The following is a 21,120-nucleotide window of genomic DNA, read 5'->3' as shown; positions in this document are numbered from 1 at the left end:
GCCATCATGAGCGACAAGACCATCACCGTGGAGCAGACCGGTTCGCCGATCCGCCGCCCGGCGGACCAGGAAGCAACCCTGATCGGCCTCGGGCTGAACAAGCGGCACCGCCGCTCCACCCTCAAGGACACCCCGGCCGTGCGCGGCATGATCGCGAAGGTCGCCCACCTCGTCCGCGTGGTCGAGTGAGGAGCGGGACATGAAGCTCGACGAAATCAGGGACAATCCCGGTGCGCGCAAGAAGCGCATGCGGGTCGGCCGCGGCATCGGCTCCGGCAAGGGCAAGACCGCGGGTCGCGGCGTGAAGGGCCAGAAGGCCCGCACCGGCGTGGCCGTCAAGGGGTTCGAAGGCGGCCAGATGCCGTTGCATCGGCGCCTGCCGAAGCGCGGCTTCCACAACATCTTCCGCCTGGACTACAACGAGGTCACCCTCGGCCGCATCCAGACCGCCATCGACGCCGGCCGGCTGGACGCCAGCCAGCCGGTGACCGAGGCGGCCCTCGTCGCCGCCGGCGCCCTGCGCCGGATGAAGGACGGAGTGCGGGTGCTCGGCTCGGGCGAACTCACCGCCAAGGTGTCGCTGGACGTGGCCTATGCCACGCGCTCGGCGGTCGCCGCGGTGGAGAAGGCCGGCGGCTCGGTGACCATGTCGGTGGTCCCGGCGGAGGCCGCCGAGGCGGAGTGATCACAGCGACCGGAGCGCGCCCCTGTAGGGTGCGCGCTCCGCAAGCGGCGTGTTGCGTGCCCCCCGGGGCCGCGACAGGGCGGCCGCCGTCGCCGATGTCCGGCTGGCGGCGACTCTGCCCGCGGCCCGGTCCGGCCCGGGCGGCGGCACCTTACGAGATGTGCGAAGCGCCATGCGCACGGCATCTCTTCTGGTATCCCGGCGCGATGCCGGTTATGTGGAATCCCGGGCGATGCTCCGGTGCCACCGGGTGCGCGATGGCCTGAGACCCTGAAGGGACGTGCGGGCGTAAGGCGCAAGGCGCCATCCACCCGCCGCGCTTGAAGGCGACAGCGAGGCCCGGGCATCCGGCACGAAGCGCGCTTCGATCCCTTTTGATCGAGCCCGGCTCTAGGCACCACGGATCGCGCCCTCATATAAGGGCTGCCCCATCCGGGCGGCGTCCAGCGGAGCAAGGCATGGTCTCGGCGGCGGAACAACTCGCGGCGAACCTCAATTTCGGGGCCCTTGGCAAGGCCGAGGAACTCAAGAAGCGCATCTGGTTCACCCTCGGCGCGCTGCTCGTCTATCGGCTCGGCACCTATATTCCCATGCCGGGCATCAATCCCGATGCGCTGGCTGACGTGTTCAAGAATGCGCAGCAGGGCATCATCGGGCTGTTCAACATGTTCTCGGGCGGCGCCGTGGAGCGCATGGCCATCTTCGCCCTGAACATCATGCCCTACATCTCCGCCTCCATCATCATCCAGCTGCTCACCAGCGTGTCGCCCACGCTGGAGGCGCTGAAGAAGGAAGGCGAGGCGGGCCGCAAGCAGCTCAACCAATACACCCGCTACCTCACCGTGGTGCTGGCCCTGTTCCAGGCCTACGGCATTGCCGTGGGGCTCGAGGGCTCGGGCAGCGTGGTGGCGGAGCCGGGCTGGTTCTTCCGCATCACCACGGTGATCACGCTGACCGGCGGCACCATGTTCCTGATGTGGCTGGGCGAGCAGATCACCTCGCGCGGCATCGGCAACGGCACCTCGCTGATCATCTTCGGCGGCATCGTCGCGGAATTGCCGGGGGCGTTCGTGCGCACCCTGGAACTGGGCCGGGAAGGCGCCATCTCCACCGCGGCCATCATCGGCATGCTGGTGATGGCGGTGGCGGTCATCGCCTTCATCGTGTTCATGGAGAGGGCCCAGCGCCGGCTGCTGATCCAGTATCCCAAGCGCCAGGTGGGCAACCGCATCTACGAGGGCCAGTCCTCGCACCTGCCGCTGAAGCTGAACACGTCGGGCGTCATCCCGCCCATCTTCGCCTCCTCGCTGCTGCTCATTCCCACCACCATCGCCAGCTTCATGCAGGGCTCCGGGCCGGAATGGCTGCAGACCATCACCACGCATATCGGCCACGGGCGGCCGCTGTACATGGTGCTCTATGTGCTGCTGATCGTGTTTTTCTGCTTCTTCTACACCGCGATCGTGTTCAATCCGGTGGAGACGGCGGACAATCTCAAGAAGCATGGTGGCTTCATTCCCGGCATCCGCCCGGGTGAGCGGACCGCCGAGTACATCGACTATGTGCTCACGCGCATCACGGTTGTGGGTGCGGCCTACATTGCGGCGGTTTGCCTCTTCCCCGAACTGCTGATTTCCTACGCGTCGCTTCCGTTCTATTTCGGTGGCACATCGCTGTTGATCGTGGTCAGTGTGACCATGGACACGGTGTCGCAGATCCAGGGACACCTCTTGGCGCATCAGTACGAAGGACTGGTCAAGAAGGCCAAGCTGCGTGGGGGGAGGAGGAAATAATGAGGCTGGTGCTACTGGGCCCGCCCGGGGCAGGCAAGGGAACGCAGGCGCAACGGCTGGTGGCCCGTCACGGGATCGTCCAGCTCTCCACCGGGGACATGCTGCGCGCGGCCGTGGCCGCGGGCACGCCGGTGGGGCTTCAGGCCAAGGCGGTGATGGACGCCGGCGGGCTTGTTTCCGATGAGATCGTCATCGGCATCATTGCCGAGCGGCTGGTTGCGCCGGATGCCAGGAACGGCTTCATCCTCGACGGCTTTCCGCGCACCGTCGCGCAGGCCGAGGCGCTGGATAAGCTGCTCGCCGAGAAGGGCATGAAGCTGGACGCGGTGATCGAGCTGGTGGTGGACCAGGAGAAGCTGGTCACCCGCATTCTCAATCGCGCCGCGGAAGCCCAGGCACGCGGCGAGGCGGTTCGCAAGGACGACGATCCGGTGGTCTTCAAGACCCGTCTTGAGGCCTATAATCGCGATACGGCAGTGGTTGCGCCTTATTATCGGGCGCGCGGCCAGCTCAAGCAGATTGATGGGATGCTGCCCATCGACGAAGTGACCGCCGCCATCGACGGCGTGCTGGCCGAGGCGGTCTGACGCGAAGGGGGCGGCCCGCAGCGGCCGCCTTCGCTGTTTGCGCCCGGCAGGGTGCACCGGATACGGTCGCGCAATCGTGAAGCCGGCGGTGGAATTCCTTCCGCATGGCTTGCCCCGCCTTGGTGGACTGCTCGCACACGCTGATCACTGAAAAGACCCTTTCGCAGCCTGCGGAAGGGTCTTTTCATGTATCGAGGTTCCTGCGGCCCCGCGAACGGGGGTGGTGCGCGGGGCGGCAGTGTGGCCGGCACCGTGTCTCAGTTTGAAAACGAGCGGGTGACCTGATGCGGTTCGGAACCATCCCCCGCAAGCGGGAGAGGGCGTTTCGGCACCGCCCATTTTCACATTGAGACATCGCCGCGGCGGGGTGGTGCTTGACCTGCCCGTGATTCTCCGCTATGGGCACTACTTCGCTTCGGAACAGGTGCCGTTCGGTCCACCCGGAAGGGTCGGGCAGGGCGGCGGCTTTGTCGTATCCGGGGCGATTTCTCGAATTCCCCGCACGGGCCGGCCTCCACCGGACGCGGGTTCACATCGCCGGAAGCAGGCCGCAAGGCAAGCCTGGCGACATATGGAGAGAGCAGTGGCTCGTATTGCAGGCGTCAATATCCCCACCAACAAGCGCGTCGTCATCGCGCTCCAGTACATCCACGGCATCGGCGCCAAGAAGGCCGAAGAGATCGTGGAAAAGGTGGGCATTCCGGCCGAGCGCCGTGTGAACCAGCTCACCGACCAGGAAGTGCTGCAGATCCGCGAGACCATCGACCGCGATTATATCGTGGAAGGCGATCTGCGCCGTGAAGTGGCGATGAACATCAAGCGCCTGATGGACCTGGGCTGCTATCGCGGCCTGCGCCACCGTCGCGGCCTGCCGGTTCGCGGCCAGCGCACGCACACCAATGCGCGCACCCGCAAGGGTCCGGCCAAGCCCATCGCCGGCAAGAAGAAGTGATCGGTCGCAAGACCTTTTGCTGCAAGTGTTGAAAGGCGGGGTCGGTCATGCCGGCCTCGTCTCCAAGACCGGCCCCAACGGGGCCATCCCGAGCGCCTGGAGCTACGGGCGCGCCTGAAGGATCAAGGAAAACATGGCCAAAGAAGCAACACGCGTGAAGCGCCGCGAGCGCAAGAACATCGCCTCCGGCGTGGCGCATGTGAACGCCTCGTTCAACAACACCATGATCACCATCACCGACGCCCAGGGAAACACCATTTCCTGGTCCTCGGCCGGCGCCATGGGTTTCAAGGGTTCGCGCAAGTCCACCCCGTACGCGGCGCAGGTTGCGGCCGAGGATGCGGCGCGCAAGGCGGCCGAGCACGGCATGCGCACCCTGGAAGTCGAAGTCTCCGGTCCCGGTTCGGGTCGTGAGTCGGCGCTGCGCGCGCTCCAGGCCGCGGGCTTCCTGGTCACCTCCATCCGCGACGTGACCCCGATCCCGCACAACGGCTGCCGTCCGCGCAAGCGCCGGCGCGTCTGATCTGCTCTTGATCCCGCAGGGACGGCGCGCCCTGCGGATCCAATGCCCGGTTTCTCCTCCCCGATCGGGACGGGCCAGGCCTCCGGATGAGGTCCAAACACCCCGGCAGCAGCCGTGGCCCGGCGAGAAAGCAAGGTGAAGCAAGTGATTCAGAAGAACTGGCAAGAGCTGATCAAGCCCGAGAAGCTGCAGGTCAATCCCGGCTACGACCCCAAGCGTTTCGCGACCGTGGTCGCCGAGCCGCTGGAGCGCGGCTTCGGCATGACCCTCGGCAATGCCCTGCGCCGTATCCTCCTCTCCTCGCTCCAGGGCGCGGCGGTCACCTCGATCCACATCGACGGCGTGCTGCACGAGTTCTCGTCCATCCCCGGCGTGCGCGAGGATGTGACGGACATCATCCTGAACGTGAAGGACGTGGCCATCCGCATGCAGGGCGACGGCCCCAAGCGCATGGTGGCGAAGAAGACCGGCCCGGGCGTGCTCGTGGCGGGTGACATCCAGACCGTGGGCGACGTGGCCATCCTGAACCCGAACCTGCCCATCTGCACCCTCGACGAGGGCGCGGAACTGCGCATCGAGTTCACGGTGGACACCGGCAAGGGCTATGTCGCCGCCGACCGCAACCGGCCCGAGGATGCGCCGATCGGCTTGATCCCGATCGACAGCCTCTATTCGCCGGTGCGCAAGGTCTCCTACAAGGTCGAGAACACCCGCGAGGGCCAGATTCTCGACTATGACAAGCTGACGCTCCAGATCGAGACCAACGGCTCGATCACGGCCGAGGACGCGCTCGCTTATGCCGCGCGCATCCTGCAGGACCAGCTGGAGATCTTCGTCAACTTCGAGGAGCCCAAGCGCGAGAGCGAGACCACCGCCATCCAGACGCTGCCGTTCTCCCCGGCGCTGCTGAAGAAGGTGGACGAGCTGGAACTGTCCGTGCGCTCGGCCAACTGCCTGAAGAACGACAACATCGTCTACATCGGCGACCTGATCCAGAAGAGCGAGACGGAGATGCTCCGCACGCCGAACTTCGGCCGCAAGTCGCTCAACGAGATCAAGGAAGTGCTCGCGTCCCTCGGCCTGCACCTGGGCATGGAAGTGCCCGGCTGGCCGCCGGAGAATATCGAAGAGCTGGCGAAGCGCTTCGAAGAACACTACTGATCTGAACCCATAAGCGGCACGAGCCGCGCCACCTCTACCGGCTCGTTCGCCGCCATCCTTAGGAGTTCGCCGTCATGCGTCACGGCAAGGTACATCGCAAGTTCAACCGCACCTGGGAGCATCGCAAGGCGATGTTCTCCAATCTTGCGGGCGCCCTCATCACCCATGAGCAGATCGTGACCACCCTGCCCAAGGCGAAGGACCTTCGCCCGGTGGTGGAAAAGCTGGTCACCCTTGCTCGTCGCGGCGATCTCCACGCCCGCCGCCAGGCCATTGCGGAGCTGAAGGACCATGCTGTGGTCAAGAAGCTCTTCGACGTGCTCGCCCCCCGCTACAAGGAGCGTCCGGGCGGATACACGCGCATCATGAAGGCCGGCTTCCGCTATGGCGACAACACCGCCGTGGCCGTGATCGAGTTCGTGGACCGCGACGTGGACGCCAAGGGCGCCGCCGATCATGCCCGTACTGCGGCGGCCGCGGCTGAGGCGGCCTGAGCAGGCCGCCCCGCTGAAGGGATTTCAAAAGGGGCGGTCCTCGGGCCGCCCTTTTTTGCGTTCAGCTGCAGGTCGGGGCGGGGATTCGGCCCGCACGGTTCCGGGGGGAATGTTCCGGCCGCCGCTGCGGTGATATGTGGCGGGGGCCGGGCCGCGCCGGCTGGACCCGGCTTCAGGCCGCCGGGTGTTCTCCCTGGCGCCGGTCGGTCTCGGGGCGCGCAGGGCTTCAAGGGTGCGGGAATGGTCAAACGTCTTTCGCTGATCGCGGCGCTGGCCGCCGCTATGCTCCTCGCCGTCCCGGCCATCGGTGCGGCGCAGCCGGCCCCCCGGCCGCGGGTGCCGGCCTCGCAGGCGGAGGTCACCCTCTCGTTCGCGCCGGTGGTGGCGCGCACGGCGGCGGCGGTGGTGAATGTCTACGCCCTGAAGACCGCCCGCCAGCGCACCAACCCCATCTTCGAAGACCCCTTCTTCCGCCGCTTCTTCGGCGCGCCGGGCGGTCCCGGCGGGCCGGGCCTGGGCGCGCCCGAGCGGGTGCAGCGGTCGCTGGGCTCGGGCGTGATCGTCGATCCCTCCGGGCTCGTCGTCACCAATTTCCATGTGATCGAGGGGGCGGACGAAATCCGCATCGCCCTCAACGACAAGCGCGAATATGAAGCGCAGGTGCTTTTGCGCGACCAGCGCACCGACCTTGCCGTGCTGCGCATCCGCACCGGGGCGAAGGAAGCCTTCGCCTCCCTGGAGCTGGGCAATTCCGACGAGCTGGCCGTGGGCGACCTGGTGCTGGCCATCGGCGACCCGTTCGGCGTGGGGCAGACGGTGACGCAGGGCATCGTCTCCGCCTTGGCCCGCACCCAGGTGGGTGTCTCAGACTACCAGTTCTTCATCCAGACCGACGCCGCCATCAATCCGGGCAATTCCGGCGGTGCGCTGGTGGACATGGCGGGCCGGCTCGTCGGCATCAATTCCGCCATCTATTCGCGCTCCGGCGGTTCCCACGGCATCGGCTTCGCCATTCCGGTGAACATGGCCCGGGTGGTCATCGAGCAGGCCAGGGGCGGCAGCACCGCGGTGCGGCGGCCGTGGCTCGGCGCGCGGCTTCAGCGCGTCACCCCAGAGATTGCCGAGAGCCTCGGCCTGCCGCGCCCCACGGGGGTGCTGGTGCAGAGCGTGGTGGCGGAGAGCCCGGCGGCCAAGGCGGGGCTCAGGGTGGGCGATCTCATCGTGGCGGTGGAAGGGCAGGGGATCGACGACCCGGAATCCCTCAACTACCGCTTCGCCACCCGTCCCATCGGCGGCAAGGCGGCCCTTGCGGTGAGCCGCGGCGGCCGCGAGCAGACCCTCGTGGTGGTGCTGGAGAGCGCGCCGGAGACGGTGCCGCGGGAACAGCTGGTGCTGCGCGGCCGCTCGCCCTTCACCGGGGCCACCATCGTCAATCTGTCGCCGGCGGTGGCCGAGGAGCTGAAGGTGGACGGGCTTGCCAGCGGCGTCGTCATCTACGGCATCGAGGACAATTCCCCCGCCGCCGCCTCGGGCCTGCGGCCGGGCGACGTGATCGTGGACGTGAACAACGAGAAGGTGGCCCGCACCCGCGACCTGGAACGCATGACGGCGACGCCGCTGCGTGCCTGGCGCGTCACGGTCACCCGCGGTGGCCGCAATATCACCGCTCTGCTGCGCGGCTGAGGACACCATGGCCGATCTGTTCGAGGCGGCGGGGCTGGGGGCGGGGGTGGCGCGGCCGCTGGCCGACCGGCTGCGCCCGGCGCGCCTGTCCGAGGTGGTGGGCCAGGACCATCTGGTGGGTGCGGACGGCGTGCTCACCCGCATGCTGGAGGCCCGCACCCTCGGCTCCCTCATCCTGTGGGGGCCGCCGGGCACGGGCAAGACCACGGTGGCGCGGCTGCTGGCCACGGCCACCGACCTCCATTTCGAGCAGATCTCGGCCATCTTCTCCGGCGTTGCCGACCTGAAGAAGGTGTTCGAAGGTGCCCGCGCCCGCCGCCAGATGGGCGCGGCGACCCTCTTGTTCGTGGACGAGATCCACCGCTTCAACCGCGCCCAGCAGGACAGCTTCCTGCCGGTGATGGAGGACGGCACCGTCACCCTGGTGGGCGCCACCACCGAGAATCCCTCGTTCGAGCTGAATGCGGCGCTGCTCTCGCGCGCCCGGGTGCTGGTGTTCCGCTCGCTGGATGCCGACGCCATCGCGCGGCTGCTGGAGCGGGCGGAAGCGGTGGAGGGCAAGGCCCTGCCGCTGACCGAGGAAGCGCGCCTCGCCCTGGTGAACATGGCGGACGGCGACGGCCGCGCCTCCCTCACCCTCGCGGAAGAGGTGTGGCGCGCGGCACGGCCGGGCGAGCTGTTCGACGTGGCCGCCCTGGCGGAGGTGGTGCAGCGCCGTGCCCCCATCTACGACAAGAGCGAGGACGGCCACTACAACCTCATCTCGGCCCTGCACAAGGCGGTGCGCGGCTCGGACCCCGATGCGGCGCTCTATTATCTGGCGCGGATGCTGGATGCCGGGGAAAGCCCGCTGTTCCTCGCCCGGCGCATTGTGCGCATGGCGGTGGAGGATGTGGGCAATGCCGATCCGCAGGCCCTTGTGGTCTGCAATGCGGCAAAGGAGGCCTTCGACTTCCTCGGCTCGCCGGAGGGCGAGCTGGCGCTGGCGCAGGCGGTGGTCTATGTGGCCACCGCCCCCAAGTCCAATGCCGTCTACAAGGCCTTTTCCGCGGCGAAGCGGGCGGCGAAGGAGGGTGGTTCGCTGATGCCGCCCAAGCACATCCTCAATGCCCCCACCAAGCTGATGAAGGGCGAGGGCTACGGCTCCGGCTACCGTTACGACCATGACGAGCCGGACGCCTTCTCCGGCCAGGACTATTTCCCCGAGGCGCTCGGCCGGCAGAGCTTCTACCACCCGGTGGAGCGGGGCTTCGAGCGCGAGATCCGCAAGCGGCTCGAATACTGGGCGCGGCTGCGCGCCGAGCGCGCCGGCCGGTGAAGGCCGGCGCGGGGGCGAACCGCCGCGCGCCCTGCCGTCAGCGCTCGAAGTCCTTGTCGAGCATCTTGTAGTCGGGGGAGTATTTGAAATCGTACTTGTGGTTGTCCGCACAGGTGGCGTTGTCGATCTCGAAGATGCCGTCATCCACATAGTACCGGCCGCCCTGGCAGCCCTGGGCGGCAAGCAGGGCGGTGAGCTTCGCCTGTTCCTCGTCAGTCACCGGGCGGTCGGCGAAGGCCGGGATCGCGCAGAACACGACGAAACCGGCTGCGAGCAGTTGGCGCTTCATGGAATCACCTGGCGTTTTTGAGGAGATTGACGGGGAGGGAAGCCTCGAATGGACAACCGATTTTACTCAATCGCATTCTGATGACGGCAAGATTGCAGGTTTGACGTGGGCGGGCCATCGCGAGGCCTCGACTTTTGCATTCGCCGGGTGAATTTTCCGGTTCGGTTCCTCACCTTCAGCCCGATGTGAAAAGGTCCGGCTCCCTCATGCCTTCCTTCCTGCTCCATCCCGCCTTTGTCGTCTTCGTCGGTGCCGGCCTCGGCGGTGTCCTGCGCCATCTCATCAATATTTCCGTGCCGAGGCTTCTGGGCACCGGCTTTCCCTTCGCCACCTTCCTCATCAACATCTCGGGCAGCTTCGTCATGGGGCTGATCATCGGCTACCTGGCGTTCAAGGATGGCGAATTCTGGAACCAGACCATGCGGCTGTTCCTCACCACGGGCGTCCTGGGCGGCTACACCACCTTTTCCACCTTCTCCCTTGATTTCTTCTTCCTCATGGAGCGCGGTGCCCATGGCCCTGCCGCCGCTTATGTGGTCGGCTCGGTGCTGCTGGCCTTCGCCGGGGTGTTCGCGGGCATGATGCTGATGCGTTCGCTGACGTGACGGGCTGCGCCGCTTGCTCTATTGCTGCAGCAGCAGGGCAAGAAGGCCCATCAGGGACAAGGTGAGCATGGCCGTCGCGATGAAGACCGTGGCCGAGGACGAGGCGGGGATGCGCCTCGACCGCTGGTTCAAGGTCCATTTTCCGGATTTGTCGTTCGGCCACCTGCAGAAGCTGGTGCGCACCGGGCAGGTGCGGGTGGACGGCGGGCGGGTGAAGACCTCCTCCCGGGTCGAGCCGGGCCAGAGCGTGCGCATCCCGCCCCTCGGCGCCGAGCCGGGCACCGAGCCGCCCGCGCCGACGGCGGGGCCGAAGGACCGGTCCCGCGAGGCCTCCGCCGGCGCGGCGGCGGGCGAGGCGGGAGCCGCGGCCCGGCCGCGTGCGGCCGCCACCGGCGCGCGCAAGGAGAGCGACGACCGCGCCTTCCTGAAATCCCTCATCCTGTTCGAGGACAGGGATGTGATGGTGCTCAACAAGCCGTTCGGCCTTGCGGTGCAGGGCGGCTCGGGCACCTACCGCCATATCGACGGCCTGCTGGACAGCATGCGCGACAAGGACGGGCAGAAGCCGCGCCTCGTCCACCGCATCGATAAGGACACGTCCGGCTGCCTGCTCATCGCCAAGTCGCGCCTGGCCGCCTCGGTGCTGGCCAAGAGCTTCCGCTCGCGCGAGGCGCGCAAGATCTACTGGGCCGTGGTGCCCGGCGTGCCCAAGCCCCGGCAGGGCCGCATCTCCACCTATCTCGCCCGCGACGAGGACGAGGAGAAGATGCGCGTCGCCCGCCATGGCGAGGACGAGGCGAGCCACGCCATCACTTATTATGCGGTGGTGGACCAGGCAGCGCAGAAGATGAGCTGGCTCTCGCTGAAGCCGGTGACCGGCCGCACCCACCAGCTGCGCGCCCATCTTGCCCATATCGGCCACCCCATCCTCGGCGACCCGAAATATTTCAACATCGAGAATTGGGAGCTGCCGGGCGGATTGCAGAACCGGCTGCACCTTCTGGCCCGCCGCCTCGTCATTCCCCATCCCCGTGGGCAGGGCGTGATCGACGTTTCCGCGCCGCTGCCGCCGCACATGGCGCAATCCTTCGCCGTGCTCGGCTTCGATGCCAGCCAGTATGACCCCATCCTGGAGGCGCCGGAGGAATGACGCGCCTGGTCCGCGTCGGTGTCCTTCTGTCTTTCCTTGCCCTGGCGGCGGGCCGCTCGCCCGCCGCAGCCCAGACGCCGGAGGGCGTGCTGGACTATTACACCCAGCTGCAGATCGCACAGGGCGCGGGCTTTCCCGCCTACCGGATCGAGCCCGGAGCCGCCGGCCCCGTCGCGTCCGGCGGGCTCCATGGGGAGCAGGCGCGGCTGGCGCTGGTGCTGGACGAGGCGCATCTCTACCTGCGGATCGACGCGGCCGGCGACGACGCGGCGGCGGCCTTCGTCACCGAGCTTGCCGTGTGGTTCGACGCGGAGGGCTTTCCCCTGGTGGGCCTCAGCGAGCGGGGCCTGACGGCCGGGGTGCCCTTCGGCGGACGGGTGCGCTTCTATTCGCGGGCCTCGGGGCGCTGGAACCTGGTGACCGACCGGGTGTGGCCGGCGCTGGACGAAGCCCTGTGCCGCACGCCGGCGCAGGCGGTGGACGAAGCCACGGCGGCCGGGGAGGGGCTGGGGCGCGCCATCACCTTGCTGCCGCGGACCGGCATCGACCCGCAGGTGTGGTGCGTGGCGCCGAGCCCCATGGCCGGGCAGGGGGTTGCGGTGTCGTGGGATCGCGCGGCGGCTGGCTTCGGGCAACAAACACCCCTGCCGGGTCCGCCGCCCTGGCCCGATGCGCCGTCCCCATGACGGCTTCGGCCCAATCGCTGCCGCTGCCGGCGGGGGTGCGGCGCTGGTGCAGTGGGGGCGCATTCACCTTTTCTGAAGCCTCACGCCGGATTCGCCGGCCGGCGCAGCCCAATCCCCGCCGGTTCCCGCTGAAGAGGGTGGCCGGGATGGCCTGTCGCCTTGCTATGGGCGCATTCGGGCGCCGTTCTGCCCCGCACGGATCGCCCGCAGCGATGCCCCGCGCGGATGGGATGGCGCATGGTCCGGCGTCCCGATTGCGTGATGGCACCTTGGCACCCGCCGCCGCCTTCGTGCATGCGTGGGGCCGGGAAAGTTGCGGACGATTCGCAAGGCGCCGCTGCGGTGGCGTCCATTGTGCAAGGCGCTGCTGCGGCGGTGCCCCTTGTGAAGCAGGCGGCACGGCTGGACCGCCGGCCGGCGCGCGTATGCGGAGGGAATTGGAATGAACCCCAGGCCCGACTTCTGTCCCGGCTGCGGGGCGCAGGTCTATCCGGAAGAGGCCCATTGCCCCTTCTGCGGCCGCAAGCTCCACACCAGTTTCGTCCTGCCGTTCCTGGTGGGGCTCGGCGGCACCGGCGTGGCGCTGGCGGCCGGCGGCCTTGTATGGTGGGTCATGTCGGCGCCGGCCCCGCAGCAGGCGGCGGCCCCGGCCGCGCCGGCGGCGCAGGTGGCCGCTGCTCCGGCGCAGCCGGCGGGGATGCCGGGCGGAGCCGTGTCGGGGTCTGGCGGAGCCGTGTCGGTGTCTGGCGGAGCCCTGTCGGGCAAGGATCAGCAATCCCTCCTGCCCCCGGGCACGCCCCAGACCCTGCCGCCGCGCCAGACGCCGGCCGCCGGCCCGTCTCCGGCGGAGGTGAAGGAGGCCGCGCTGCCGCTGCCGACGGTGAACAGCCCCGTCGCCGCCCCGGCGGCCGATGCCGGCGCCCGCCGCGCCTTCGCCAAGAGCAAGCAGGAGAGCTTCGCCCAGAACGGGCTGGATCTCACGGTCAGCGCCTCGGGCGAGGATGCCACCACCCTCACCATCAAGTTCAACTTCCCGGCGAAGACCGCGGCGGAACTGATCGTTGCCGGGCCTTTCCCCAAGCAGTGTGAGCAGCGCGGCTTCCGGCAGGTGCTGTTCGTCGATCCATCGGGTATCACCTGGGTCTATGATGTGGCCACCCAGCAGATGACGCAGAAATGACGCCGCCCTCCGGTCCCGCCGCTGCCGCCCTCACGCTGGTGCTGTTCGATTGCGACGGCACGCTGGTGGACAGCCAGCACATGATCGTCGCCGCCATGCGCGACGCCCATGCCGTCCACGCGCTGCAATTGCCCGATCGCGAGCGGCTGCTTTCGGTGGTGGGGCTGTCCCTGCCCGAGGCCTTCGCGGTGCTGTCCCAAGGCGACCGGTCCTATCCGGTGGAGGCGATGGTGGACACCTATCGCGCCGCCTTCATGCGCCTGCGCGATGCACAGCCGCCCGAGCCCATGTTCCCCGGCGCGCGGGAGGTGCTGGACGCCCTGCGCCAGCGCGACGACATGGTGCTGGGCATGGTCACCGGCAAGGCCCGTCGCGGCGTGGACCGGGTGTTGAAGGCGCACGGCATGGAAGGCTGGTTCTCCACCATCCAGACCGCCGACGATGCGCCCTCCAAGCCGCATCCGGCCATGGTGCTCCAGGCCATGGCCGAGATCGGCGCGCGGCCGGAGGAAACCGTCGTGGTGGGCGATACCACCTATGACATCTCCATGGCCCTCAAGGCCGGGGCCTCGGCGCTGGCGGTGGGCTGGGGCTATCATGATGATGCCGCGCTGCTGGAGGCCGGGGCCGGCCGCCTCGTCACCAGCTTCGCGGATGTGCCCGGCGCCATCGCCGAGCTGCTCGCGCGCCGGCGCGCGGGCTGAAGCGGGGGATACGGCATGCGCGACCTGATCGAGGGGCTGGAGGAAACCGGCGCCGCCGCGGACGATCCCGTGGCGCGGGCGCGCGCCGCCCAGCGCACCCCATTGCCCAAGCGCTTCTACAAGGAGGTCGGGGTCGGGGACGGGGCGGCGGGCTACACCATCCTGTTGGACGGCCGGCCGGTGCGCACCCCGGCGCGCAGCCTCCTGGCCCTGCCCAGCCGCCCCCTCGCCGAGGCGGTGGCCGCCGAATGGGCGGCGCAGGGCGAGGAGATCAACCCCTTCGCCATGCCCCTGACGCGGCTGGTGAATGTGGCGCTCGACCGGGTCGGGCCGGAAGCGGAGGTGGTGCGCGACGAGGTGGTGCGCTACGCCGGCTCGGACATGCTGTTCTATCGCGCCGAGGCTCCGCAGGGGCTGGTGGCGTGGCAGGCCGAGGCCTGGGACCCGGTGCTCGACTGGCTGCACGCCTCCCACGGCGCCCGCTTCTTCCTGTCCCAGGGCGTTCGCCACGTGACGCAGCCCGAGGCTTCGCTGGCGCAGGTGCGGGCGCTGGTGCCGCTGGCGCCGCTGCCGCTGGCGGCGGTACATTCCATCACCACCCTCACCGGCTCCGCTTTGCTGGCGCTGGCGGTGGCGCAGGGGGCGCTGGGCGTGGACCAGGCGTGGGCCGCCGCCCATGTGGACGAGGACTGGAACCGCCGGCAGTGGGGCGAGGACGAAATCGCCGCCGCCCGCCGCGCCGCCCGCCGCACCGAGATGGATGCGGCCGCCCAGCTGCTGGCGCTGGTGGGCTGATCCGGCTCTATTCAATAAGATAGAGCCCGCCCCGCGGGAAAGATCGGGGCAAGGGGAGGGCGCCGCATGGATGCCGATACCATCGCCGATCTGTTTTCCGCCTTCGGCGCGGTGGCCGTGCGCGGCATGTTCGGCGGGCGCGGCCTGTTTGCCGATGGGCTCATGTTCGCCATCGAGGTGGACGGCATCATCTATCTGAAGGCGGACGAGGCGTTCGCCGGTGCGCTTTCAGCCCGCGGCGCGGTGCCGTTCAGCTATGTGGCACAGGGCCGGGTGCGCACCATGCGCGGCTATTGGTCGGTGCCCGAGGCGGCGCTGGACGATGCGGAGGATCTGGCCGCCCTGTCGCGCCGCGCCCTCGCCCTCGCGCGGGCCGCTGCCGCCGCCAAGGCCCGAAGCGGCACGGGCAAAGGTGCGGCCGGCAAGAGCGGGACCGGCCCACGGCGCCGGGGTGCGCAGGACTGAGGTTTCCTGCCCTGAAGGCAGGGCCCCCGGCGCGCGATGGCACTGCGCCGGCTGTCCACGTTGCCGCGGAGCGCCCGAGCTGGATCGACCCGCGCAGTGAATCCCTGCCAATCCGACAGATCTGAGCCGAAAAAAAAGCCCCCGCGGGATGCGGGGGCTTTTGGTGTTCGCTGACCGGCTTTCGCGTCAGCTGGTGGCCTTCACGCGCACGGGGCGCAGCAGGAAGGCGGGCAGGTGCGACATGTCGGCCGGCTCGCTTGCGGGCGCGCGCTCGCGGCGGGGGGGCCGGGGCTCGGCGCCCTCCTCGCGGGTGGGCCGACGGCTGCGCTCGCCGCGGGGGGCGTGGGCCTCCCCATCGCTGCGGACCTCCGCCTCCCGGGCCGGACGCTCGCGGCGGGGCTCGCGCTCCGCCCTCGGCTCGCGTTCAGGGCGGGCTTCCCGCTCAGGCCGGGGTGCCCGTTCGGTCCTGGGGTGCTCGGTCCTTGGCTCGCGCTCCGGCCGCGGCTCGCGCTCGCTGCGGGCCTCGCGTTCGGGCCGGCCTTCGCGGTCGCCCCGGGGAGCGCGTTCGGCACGTCCGTCCTTTTCCATCCGGCGCTTGCCGCGCAGGCGACCGTCTTCCCGCCGTTCCTTGCGTTCGGAGGCCGGCGGGGCGTCGCCCAGCGGCGTTCCCAGCCAGGGAACCGGATTGCCGATGAGCTTCTCGATGGCCGCCAGCGACTTCAGGTCCGTATGGGTCACCAGCGTATAGGAGGTGCCCGAACGCCCGGCGCGGCCGGTGCGGCCGATGCGGTGGACGTAATCCTCGGCATGGTGGGGCGCGTCATAATTGAAGACGTGGCTCACCGCCGGAATGTCGAGGCCGCGGGCGGCCACGTCGGACGCCACCAGCAAGGTGGCTTCGCCGGCCCGGAACTGGTCCAGGGCCTTGATGCGGGCATGCTGGTCCATGTCGCCGTGGAGGGCGACGGCATTGAAGCCGTGCTTCTGCAGCGAACGGTGCAGCACCGCCACGTCGCGCTTGCGATTGCAGAAGATGATGCCGTTCTGCAGTCCGTCGCAATTGCGGATCAGCTCCCGCAGCACCTCGCGCTTCTCGTAGTCCTCGCGGCCGGAGGCGACGAGGAACTGCGTGACCGTGGTGGCGGTGGACGCCGGCTTGGAGACCTCCACCTGCACGGGGCTGGAGAGGAATTGCGAGACGAGCCGCTGGATCTCCGGCGGCATGGTGGCCGAGAAGAACAGGGTCTGCCGGGTGAAGGGCACGAGCTTGCAGATGCGCTCGATGTCCGGGATGAATCCCATATCCAGCATGCGGTCCGCCTCGTCGATGACGAGCACCTCGATGCCGGACAGGAGCAGACGCCCGCGCTCCACATGATCGAGCAGGCGGCCGGGGGTGGCGATGAGCACGTCAACGCCGCGCAGGAGCTTGGAGTCCTGGTCGCCGAAGGAGACGCCGCCGATGAGCAGCGCCAGGTTCAGCTTGTGATTCTTGCCGTAGCGGGCGAAGTTTTCCTCCACCTGCGCGGCAAGCTCGCGCGTCGGCTCCAGAATGAGGGTGCGGGGCATGCGTGCCCGGGCGCGACCCTGTTCCAGGAGCGTCAGCATGGGGAGGGTGAAGGCCGCGGTCTTGCCGGTCCCCGTCTGGGCAATGCCGAGCACGTCCCGGCGCGCCAGCACATGGGGAATGGCCTGGGCCTGAATGGGGGTGGGCTGCGTGTAGCCCGTATCGGCGACGGCCGCGAGGACCTTCTCGCTCAGGCCGAGTTCGGAAAATGACATTGCATCTTTTGGATGCGGCGGCGCGCCGCTGATCGAACGTCCCGTGCCGTACGGGCTCAGACGAGTGGTCGTCGGTCGGCGCGCTTGGATTCGACATATCTCGGACGACGCATAGCACCATAAGAAAATTGTGCGCCGTGTCAATGTTTTCCCGGATGGTCTTGTAGCCGTGCCCGCGATTGGCGTCCGCCAGCCTGGCCGGGTCCCGGAAATGCCCGCTTCGCAGGCAGCGGCCATGCGCTGGGGGCATGCATTCGCACTGCACCCATGCCCGCATGTCGGGTTGACCCATCGGTCACGACGCCACAGGGATGGGGCATCAAGGTCGGCGCCGGGTCCCCATGCCGTTTCTCTTCGTTCTTGGCCTCGCGGCCTTCGCGAGCGCGTTCTCCATGCGCGTCGTCGATCCCATGCTGAACATTCTCGCGGCCGACCTGCAGGTGACGCTGCAGCAGGTGGCGCTGCTGGCCAGCGCCTTCACGCTGCCCTATGCGGCCATGCAACTGGTGTTCGGGCCCATCGGCGATGCGGTGGGCAAGGTGCGGCTGGTGCGGCTGAACCTTGCCATGCTGGCGGGCGGCCTGGCCATTTCGGCCCTGGCGCCGAGCCATGAGACGCTGCTTGCCGCGCGCATCTTCTCCGGTGCCTTTGCCGGCGGCATCATCCCGGTGGTGCTGGCCATGGTGGGCGACCGCGTGCCCTTCGACCGGCGGCCGGTGGCCCTGAGCCGGGTGTTGCTGGCGCTGGTCCTCGGCCAGCTCATCGGCTCGGCGGCGGCGGGGGCGGTGGCCGAATATGCCGGCTGGCGGCAGGTGTTCTGGTGCGCCTTTGCCGTCGCGGCGGTGGCGGGGCTCGCCGCCGTCTTCGGCGTGCGGGAGGAGGAGCCGCCGCAGCCCCTGTCCTTCCGCGCCTCCCTGGCGCGCTATGCACTGGTGCTGAAAAACCCCCTGTCCGCCAAGGTCTATGCGGTGGTGGCGGCGGAAGGCGCCCTCACCTTCGGCATTTTCCCGCTGGTGGCGCCGCTCATGGTGGAGCACCGGCTGGGCGATGCGGTGGAAGCCGGCGTGATGCTGGGCGCCTTCGCCATCGGCGGCGCGCTTTATACGTTTGCGGTGAGCCTGCTGGTGCGCCGGCTGGGGCTCGGCGGCATGGTGCGCCTGGGGGCGACGGCGGTGGGGCTTTTGTTCGTGGCGGCGGCTGCCAGCCGGAACCTGGTGCTGGCGTCGGCCCTGTTCGCCCTGTCGGGCTTCGCCTTCTACATGATCCACAATGTGCTGCAGATTCTCGCCACCGAGCTGACGCCGGAAGCGCGGGGCTCCGCGGTGGCCCTGTTCGCCTCGTCCTTCTTCGTCGGGCAGGCCATGGGCGCGCTGGTGCTGGCGCAGGTGGCCGGCGCGCTGGGCGCCGCGCCGGTATTCGTCATCGCCGGCATCGGCCTCGTCGCGCTCGCCTACCCCGCCGGACGGCTGGCGCCGCGCCGCTAGTGGTTCGACCGCGACAGATGGAACCCATCTGTCGCGACTAGGTCGAGCCACAACTCCTTGATCCACTAAAGCACGCGCCGATCAGCTTGCATCGCAATCTGATCGGACCACGCGTTCTCTTTCTTCAGTATAGAGGGCGCAGGCCGCTGCGGTCGGGCGTCGCGGCGCTCAGATGTTGATCTTCACCGATGCGCCCTGCTTGGCGCAGCGAGCGGTGACGCCGTTGCGGTGGACCTGCGGCGCCCTGGACATGGATTGTGCCGATTGGCCCATGCACCATTTGGCGTGGCGCATGGGGTCCACCCATTCGTTGGCGCGCTTCCAGTCGCAGCCCTGGCTCGCCGCCAGATAGATGACGGAGACCGCCCAGTAGCCGTAATAGACGCAGGATTGCTCGTCATTGCCGAACGACTGCGCCCGCGCGCCCCCCGGCAGCAGCGTCGCAAGGCCGAGGCCGGCCGCCAGCGCGATCCGCACTCCGCGCCCCGCCTGTGTCACCCTCGTCTCATCCCCCATCACTCTCTCCCCCCTCAGGTACCGCACGGCGGCACGAAATCGTTGGAGTACAGCACGGCGCCCCCGCGCCCGCACTCAGATGTCGAGCAGTTCCTCGTCGGCGAAGGCGGCGCGCTCGGAGATGAAGGCGAAGCGGGCCTCCGGCTTGTTGCCCATCAGGCGCTCCACCAGGTCGGCCGTGGCGGCGCGCTCGGCATCCTCGATGGAGACGCGCTGCAGGGTGCGGGTGCGCGGGTCCATGGTGGTTTCCTTCAACTGGGCCGGCATCATCTCGCCCAGGCCCTTGAAGCGGCCCACCTCCACCTTGCCCTTGCCGTTGAATTCCTTCTTCAGCAACTGGTCCTTGTGGGCGTCGTCCCGCGCATAGAGGGTCTTGGCCCCCTGCGTGATGCGGTAGAGCGGCGGCACGGCGAGGAACAGGTGGCCGTCCTCGATCAGCTTGGGCATCTGGCGATAGAAATAGGTGACGAGGAGGGAGGCGATGTGCGCCCCGTCCACGTCCGCGTCGGTCATGATGATGACCTTCTCGTACCTGAGGTCCGCGTCGCGATAGTGGGAAAGCGTGCCGCAGCCCAGCGCCTGGCCGAGGTCGGCGAGCTGCTGGTTCGCCGCCAGCTTGTCGCGGGTGGCGCTGGCCACGTTGAGGATCTTGCCGCGCAGGGGCAGCACCGCCTGGGTCTTGCGGTCGCGCGCCTGCTTGGCCGAGCCGCCGGCCGAATCGCCCTCGACGATGAAGATCTCGGAACCGGCCGCCTCGGTGTTGGAGCAGTCGGCGAGCTTGCCCGGCAGGCGCAGCTTGCGCACGGCGGTCTTGCGGGAGACCTCCTTCTCCTGCTTGCGGCGCAGGCGCTCCTCGGCCCGGTCGATCACATGTTCCAGCAGCCGGCTCGCGGCCACCGGATTGGCGGCCAGCCAGTGGTCGAACGGATCGCGCAGGCCCTGCTCGACGATGCGGGCGGCCTCGGCGGTGGCGAGGCGGTCCTTGGTCTGGCCCTGGAATTCCGGCTCGCGCACGAACACCGAGAGCATGGCGGCGCAGCCGGTGATCACGTCGTCGCCGGTAATGAGGGCGCCGCGCTTGCCCTGGCCGGAGCGCTCCGCATGGTCCTTCAGGCCCTTCAGCAGCACCGCGCGCAGGCCGTTCTCGTGGGTGCCGCCATCGGCGGTGGGAATGGTGTTGCAGTAAGAGGAGATGGCACCGTCCGCATCGGCCACCCAGGCCACCGCCCATTCCACCGACCCGTGGCCGCCGGGCTTGTTGATGCGTCCGGCGAAGATGTCCGGGTGCACCAGCGTGTTGCCTTCGAGGTCCGCCGCCAGATAGTCCTTGAGGCCGCCGGGGAAGCGGAACACCGTCTTCTCGGGAAGGTCGGTGCCCTTCACCAGCTCCGCGTCGCACGACCAGCGGATTTCCACCCCGCCGAACAGATAGGCCTTGGAGCGCGCCATGCGGAACACGCGGGCGGGCTCGAAGCGGGCGGTGGGGCCGAAGATCTCCGGGTCGGGATGGAAGCGCACGCGGGTGCCGCGCCGGTTGGTGATGCGCCCCACCTCCTTCACCGGCCCCTGGGGCACGCCCCTGGAAAAGGACTGGCGATAGAGGATCTGGTTGCGCGCCACCTCCACCTCCAAATCGTCGGACAGCGCGTTCACCACCGAGACGCCGACGCCGTGCAGGCCGCCGGAGGTCTCGTAGACCTTGCTGTCGAATTTCCCGCCGGCGTGGAGCGTGGTCATGATGACCTCCAGCGCCGACTTGCCGGGAAACTTCGGGTGGTCCTCCACCGGAATGCCGCGGCCGTTGTCCGAGACGGTGAGATAGCCGTCGGCCCCCATCTGCACCTCGATGAAGCTGGCGTGGCCGGCCACCGCCTCGTCCATGGAATTGTCGATCACCTCGGCGAACAGGTGGTGCAGTGCCTTGGCGTCGGTGCCGCCAATATACATGCCCGGCCGGCGGCGCACCGGCTCCAGCCCTTCCAGCACCTCGATATGGGCGGCGGTGTAGTCGCTGGCCATGGCGGGAACAACCGGCGCCTTCGCCTTGGCGGGAGCCTTCTGGGCGGCGCGGGGACGGGAGGCGGAGCCGAAGAGATCGTCGGTGTCGGACATGGGGGCTCGTTAGCAGATGGAACGGCCCGGAGCGAATCGCGCCAAGCTCTTCACCGCATTTTCCCATACTGGCAGAGCCGGGGGGTGAAGGGAACGGAACGGAAACAAAAAGGTGCGCCGACCCCGGCGCAGGCGCGGCGCACCGGCCCTGCGCCC

Annotated in this window: 22 protein-coding genes; 18 read left to right on the top strand and 4 right to left on the bottom strand. The window is 68.9% G+C overall.

Going from position 1 to position 21,120, the window contains the following annotated elements:
* The first annotated feature begins 6 nt into the window (after positions 1–6).
* From rpmD to ACI7BZ_RS17725, 10 genes are all read left to right on the top strand, one after another.
* Positions 7–189, top strand: a complete 183-nt coding sequence (gene rpmD / locus ACI7BZ_RS17770) for a 50S ribosomal protein L30 (protein ID WP_414118473.1) — start codon at positions 7–9, stop codon at positions 187–189.
* A 10-nt stretch (positions 190–199) separates the two neighbouring features.
* A complete protein-coding gene (gene rplO / locus ACI7BZ_RS17765) occupies positions 200–685 on the top strand; it encodes a 50S ribosomal protein L15 (RefSeq protein WP_414118472.1) in 486 nt (161 codons plus the stop codon).
* A 458-nt stretch (positions 686–1,143) separates the two neighbouring features.
* Positions 1,144–2,478, top strand: coding sequence for a preprotein translocase subunit SecY (gene secY / locus ACI7BZ_RS17760; protein ID WP_414118471.1), 1,335 nt, complete (start codon positions 1,144–1,146; stop codon positions 2,476–2,478).
* Entirely contained in the window at positions 2,478–3,065 is a 588-nt protein-coding gene (locus ACI7BZ_RS17755) for an adenylate kinase (RefSeq protein WP_414118470.1), read from the top strand. The genes secY and ACI7BZ_RS17755 overlap by 1 nt, the downstream gene beginning before the upstream one ends.
* Before the next feature lie 583 nt (positions 3,066–3,648).
* Positions 3,649–4,017, top strand: coding sequence for a 30S ribosomal protein S13 (gene rpsM, locus ACI7BZ_RS17750; RefSeq protein ID WP_203191877.1), 369 nt, complete (start codon positions 3,649–3,651; stop codon positions 4,015–4,017).
* Positions 4,018–4,150: 133 nt separating this feature from the next.
* Positions 4,151–4,540: a 30S ribosomal protein S11 gene (gene rpsK, locus ACI7BZ_RS17745; protein WP_012116745.1), complete on the top strand. Its 390-nt coding sequence runs from the start codon at positions 4,151–4,153 to the stop codon at positions 4,538–4,540.
* Positions 4,541–4,684: 144 nt separating this feature from the next.
* Positions 4,685–5,701 (top strand): DNA-directed RNA polymerase subunit alpha, encoded by a 1,017-nt coding sequence (locus ACI7BZ_RS17740; protein ID WP_414119207.1) that lies wholly within the window; start codon positions 4,685–4,687, stop codon positions 5,699–5,701.
* Between the two features lie 74 nt (positions 5,702–5,775).
* Positions 5,776–6,195, top strand: coding sequence for a 50S ribosomal protein L17 (rplQ, locus tag ACI7BZ_RS17735; protein ID WP_414118469.1), 420 nt, complete (start codon positions 5,776–5,778; stop codon positions 6,193–6,195).
* A gap of 282 nt (positions 6,196–6,477) precedes the next feature.
* Complete coding sequence (locus ACI7BZ_RS17730; RefSeq protein ID WP_414119206.1) at positions 6,478–7,878, top strand: Do family serine endopeptidase; 1,401 nt, start codon at positions 6,478–6,480, stop codon at positions 7,876–7,878.
* A gap of 7 nt (positions 7,879–7,885) precedes the next feature.
* Positions 7,886–9,196, top strand: a complete 1,311-nt coding sequence (locus ACI7BZ_RS17725) for a replication-associated recombination protein A (RefSeq protein WP_414118468.1) — start codon at positions 7,886–7,888, stop codon at positions 9,194–9,196.
* 37 nt (positions 9,197–9,233) lie between these two features.
* On the opposite strand, the gene ACI7BZ_RS17720 is transcribed toward ACI7BZ_RS17725, so the two are convergent.
* The gene (locus ACI7BZ_RS17720; protein ID WP_414118467.1) at positions 9,234–9,485 is read right to left on the bottom strand and encodes a PepSY domain-containing protein; all 252 of its coding nucleotides are present in this window, start codon (positions 9,483–9,485) and stop codon (positions 9,234–9,236) included.
* 206 nt (positions 9,486–9,691) lie between these two features.
* Here ACI7BZ_RS17720 and crcB point away from each other — a divergent pair, with 206 nt between their 5' ends.
* The 7 genes from crcB (at position 9,692) to ACI7BZ_RS17685 (ending at position 15,070) form a co-directional block, all read left to right on the top strand.
* The gene (gene crcB / locus ACI7BZ_RS17715; protein WP_414118466.1) at positions 9,692–10,090 is read left to right on the top strand and encodes a fluoride efflux transporter CrcB; all 399 of its coding nucleotides are present in this window, start codon (positions 9,692–9,694) and stop codon (positions 10,088–10,090) included.
* A 67-nt stretch (positions 10,091–10,157) separates the two neighbouring features.
* The gene (locus tag ACI7BZ_RS17710; protein ID WP_414118465.1) at positions 10,158–11,240 is read left to right on the top strand and encodes an RluA family pseudouridine synthase; all 1,083 of its coding nucleotides are present in this window, start codon (positions 10,158–10,160) and stop codon (positions 11,238–11,240) included.
* The gene (locus ACI7BZ_RS17705) at positions 11,237–11,926 is read left to right on the top strand and encodes a hypothetical protein (protein WP_414118464.1); all 690 of its coding nucleotides are present in this window, start codon (positions 11,237–11,239) and stop codon (positions 11,924–11,926) included. Before ACI7BZ_RS17710 ends, ACI7BZ_RS17705 begins: the two co-directional genes overlap by 4 nt.
* Before the next feature lie 442 nt (positions 11,927–12,368).
* Positions 12,369–13,106 carry a zinc ribbon domain-containing protein gene (locus ACI7BZ_RS17700; protein WP_414118463.1) on the top strand — a complete coding sequence of 246 codons (738 nt, stop codon included), beginning with the start codon at positions 12,369–12,371 and terminating at the stop codon, positions 13,104–13,106.
* Entirely contained in the window at positions 13,103–13,810 is a 708-nt protein-coding gene (locus ACI7BZ_RS17695) for an HAD-IA family hydrolase (RefSeq protein WP_414118462.1), read from the top strand. The genes ACI7BZ_RS17700 and ACI7BZ_RS17695 overlap by 4 nt, the downstream gene beginning before the upstream one ends.
* Before the next feature lie 15 nt (positions 13,811–13,825).
* Positions 13,826–14,605, top strand: coding sequence for an ATP12 family chaperone protein (locus ACI7BZ_RS17690; RefSeq protein ID WP_414118461.1), 780 nt, complete (start codon positions 13,826–13,828; stop codon positions 14,603–14,605).
* Between the two features lie 66 nt (positions 14,606–14,671).
* Positions 14,672–15,070, top strand: a complete 399-nt coding sequence (locus ACI7BZ_RS17685; RefSeq protein ID WP_414118460.1) for a TfoX/Sxy family protein — start codon at positions 14,672–14,674, stop codon at positions 15,068–15,070.
* Positions 15,071–15,256: 186 nt separating this feature from the next.
* On the opposite strand, the gene ACI7BZ_RS17680 is transcribed toward ACI7BZ_RS17685, so the two are convergent.
* Positions 15,257–16,852 (bottom strand): DEAD/DEAH box helicase, encoded by a 1,596-nt coding sequence (locus ACI7BZ_RS17680; RefSeq protein WP_414118459.1) that lies wholly within the window; start codon positions 16,850–16,852, stop codon positions 15,257–15,259.
* A gap of 341 nt (positions 16,853–17,193) precedes the next feature.
* Between ACI7BZ_RS17680 and ACI7BZ_RS17675 the strand changes: the two genes are divergently transcribed.
* Positions 17,194–18,336: an MFS transporter gene (locus tag ACI7BZ_RS17675; protein WP_414118458.1), complete on the top strand. Its 1,143-nt coding sequence runs from the start codon at positions 17,194–17,196 to the stop codon at positions 18,334–18,336.
* A gap of 168 nt (positions 18,337–18,504) precedes the next feature.
* On the opposite strand, the gene ACI7BZ_RS17670 is transcribed toward ACI7BZ_RS17675, so the two are convergent.
* Both ACI7BZ_RS17670 and parE read right to left on the bottom strand, forming a co-directional pair.
* A complete protein-coding gene (locus tag ACI7BZ_RS17670; RefSeq protein WP_414118457.1) occupies positions 18,505–18,852 on the bottom strand; it encodes a hypothetical protein in 348 nt (115 codons plus the stop codon).
* A gap of 75 nt (positions 18,853–18,927) precedes the next feature.
* A complete protein-coding gene (gene parE / locus ACI7BZ_RS17665; protein ID WP_414118456.1) occupies positions 18,928–20,964 on the bottom strand; it encodes a DNA topoisomerase IV subunit B in 2,037 nt (678 codons plus the stop codon).
* Between the last annotated feature and the right edge of the window lie 156 nt (positions 20,965–21,120).

Origin of the sequence: Xanthobacter sp. AM11 (assembly GCF_047444035.1) — a bacterium.
Lineage (GTDB): Bacteria > Pseudomonadota > Alphaproteobacteria > Rhizobiales > Xanthobacteraceae > Xanthobacter.
This window is presented reverse-complemented; position numbering and strand designations above follow the sequence as displayed.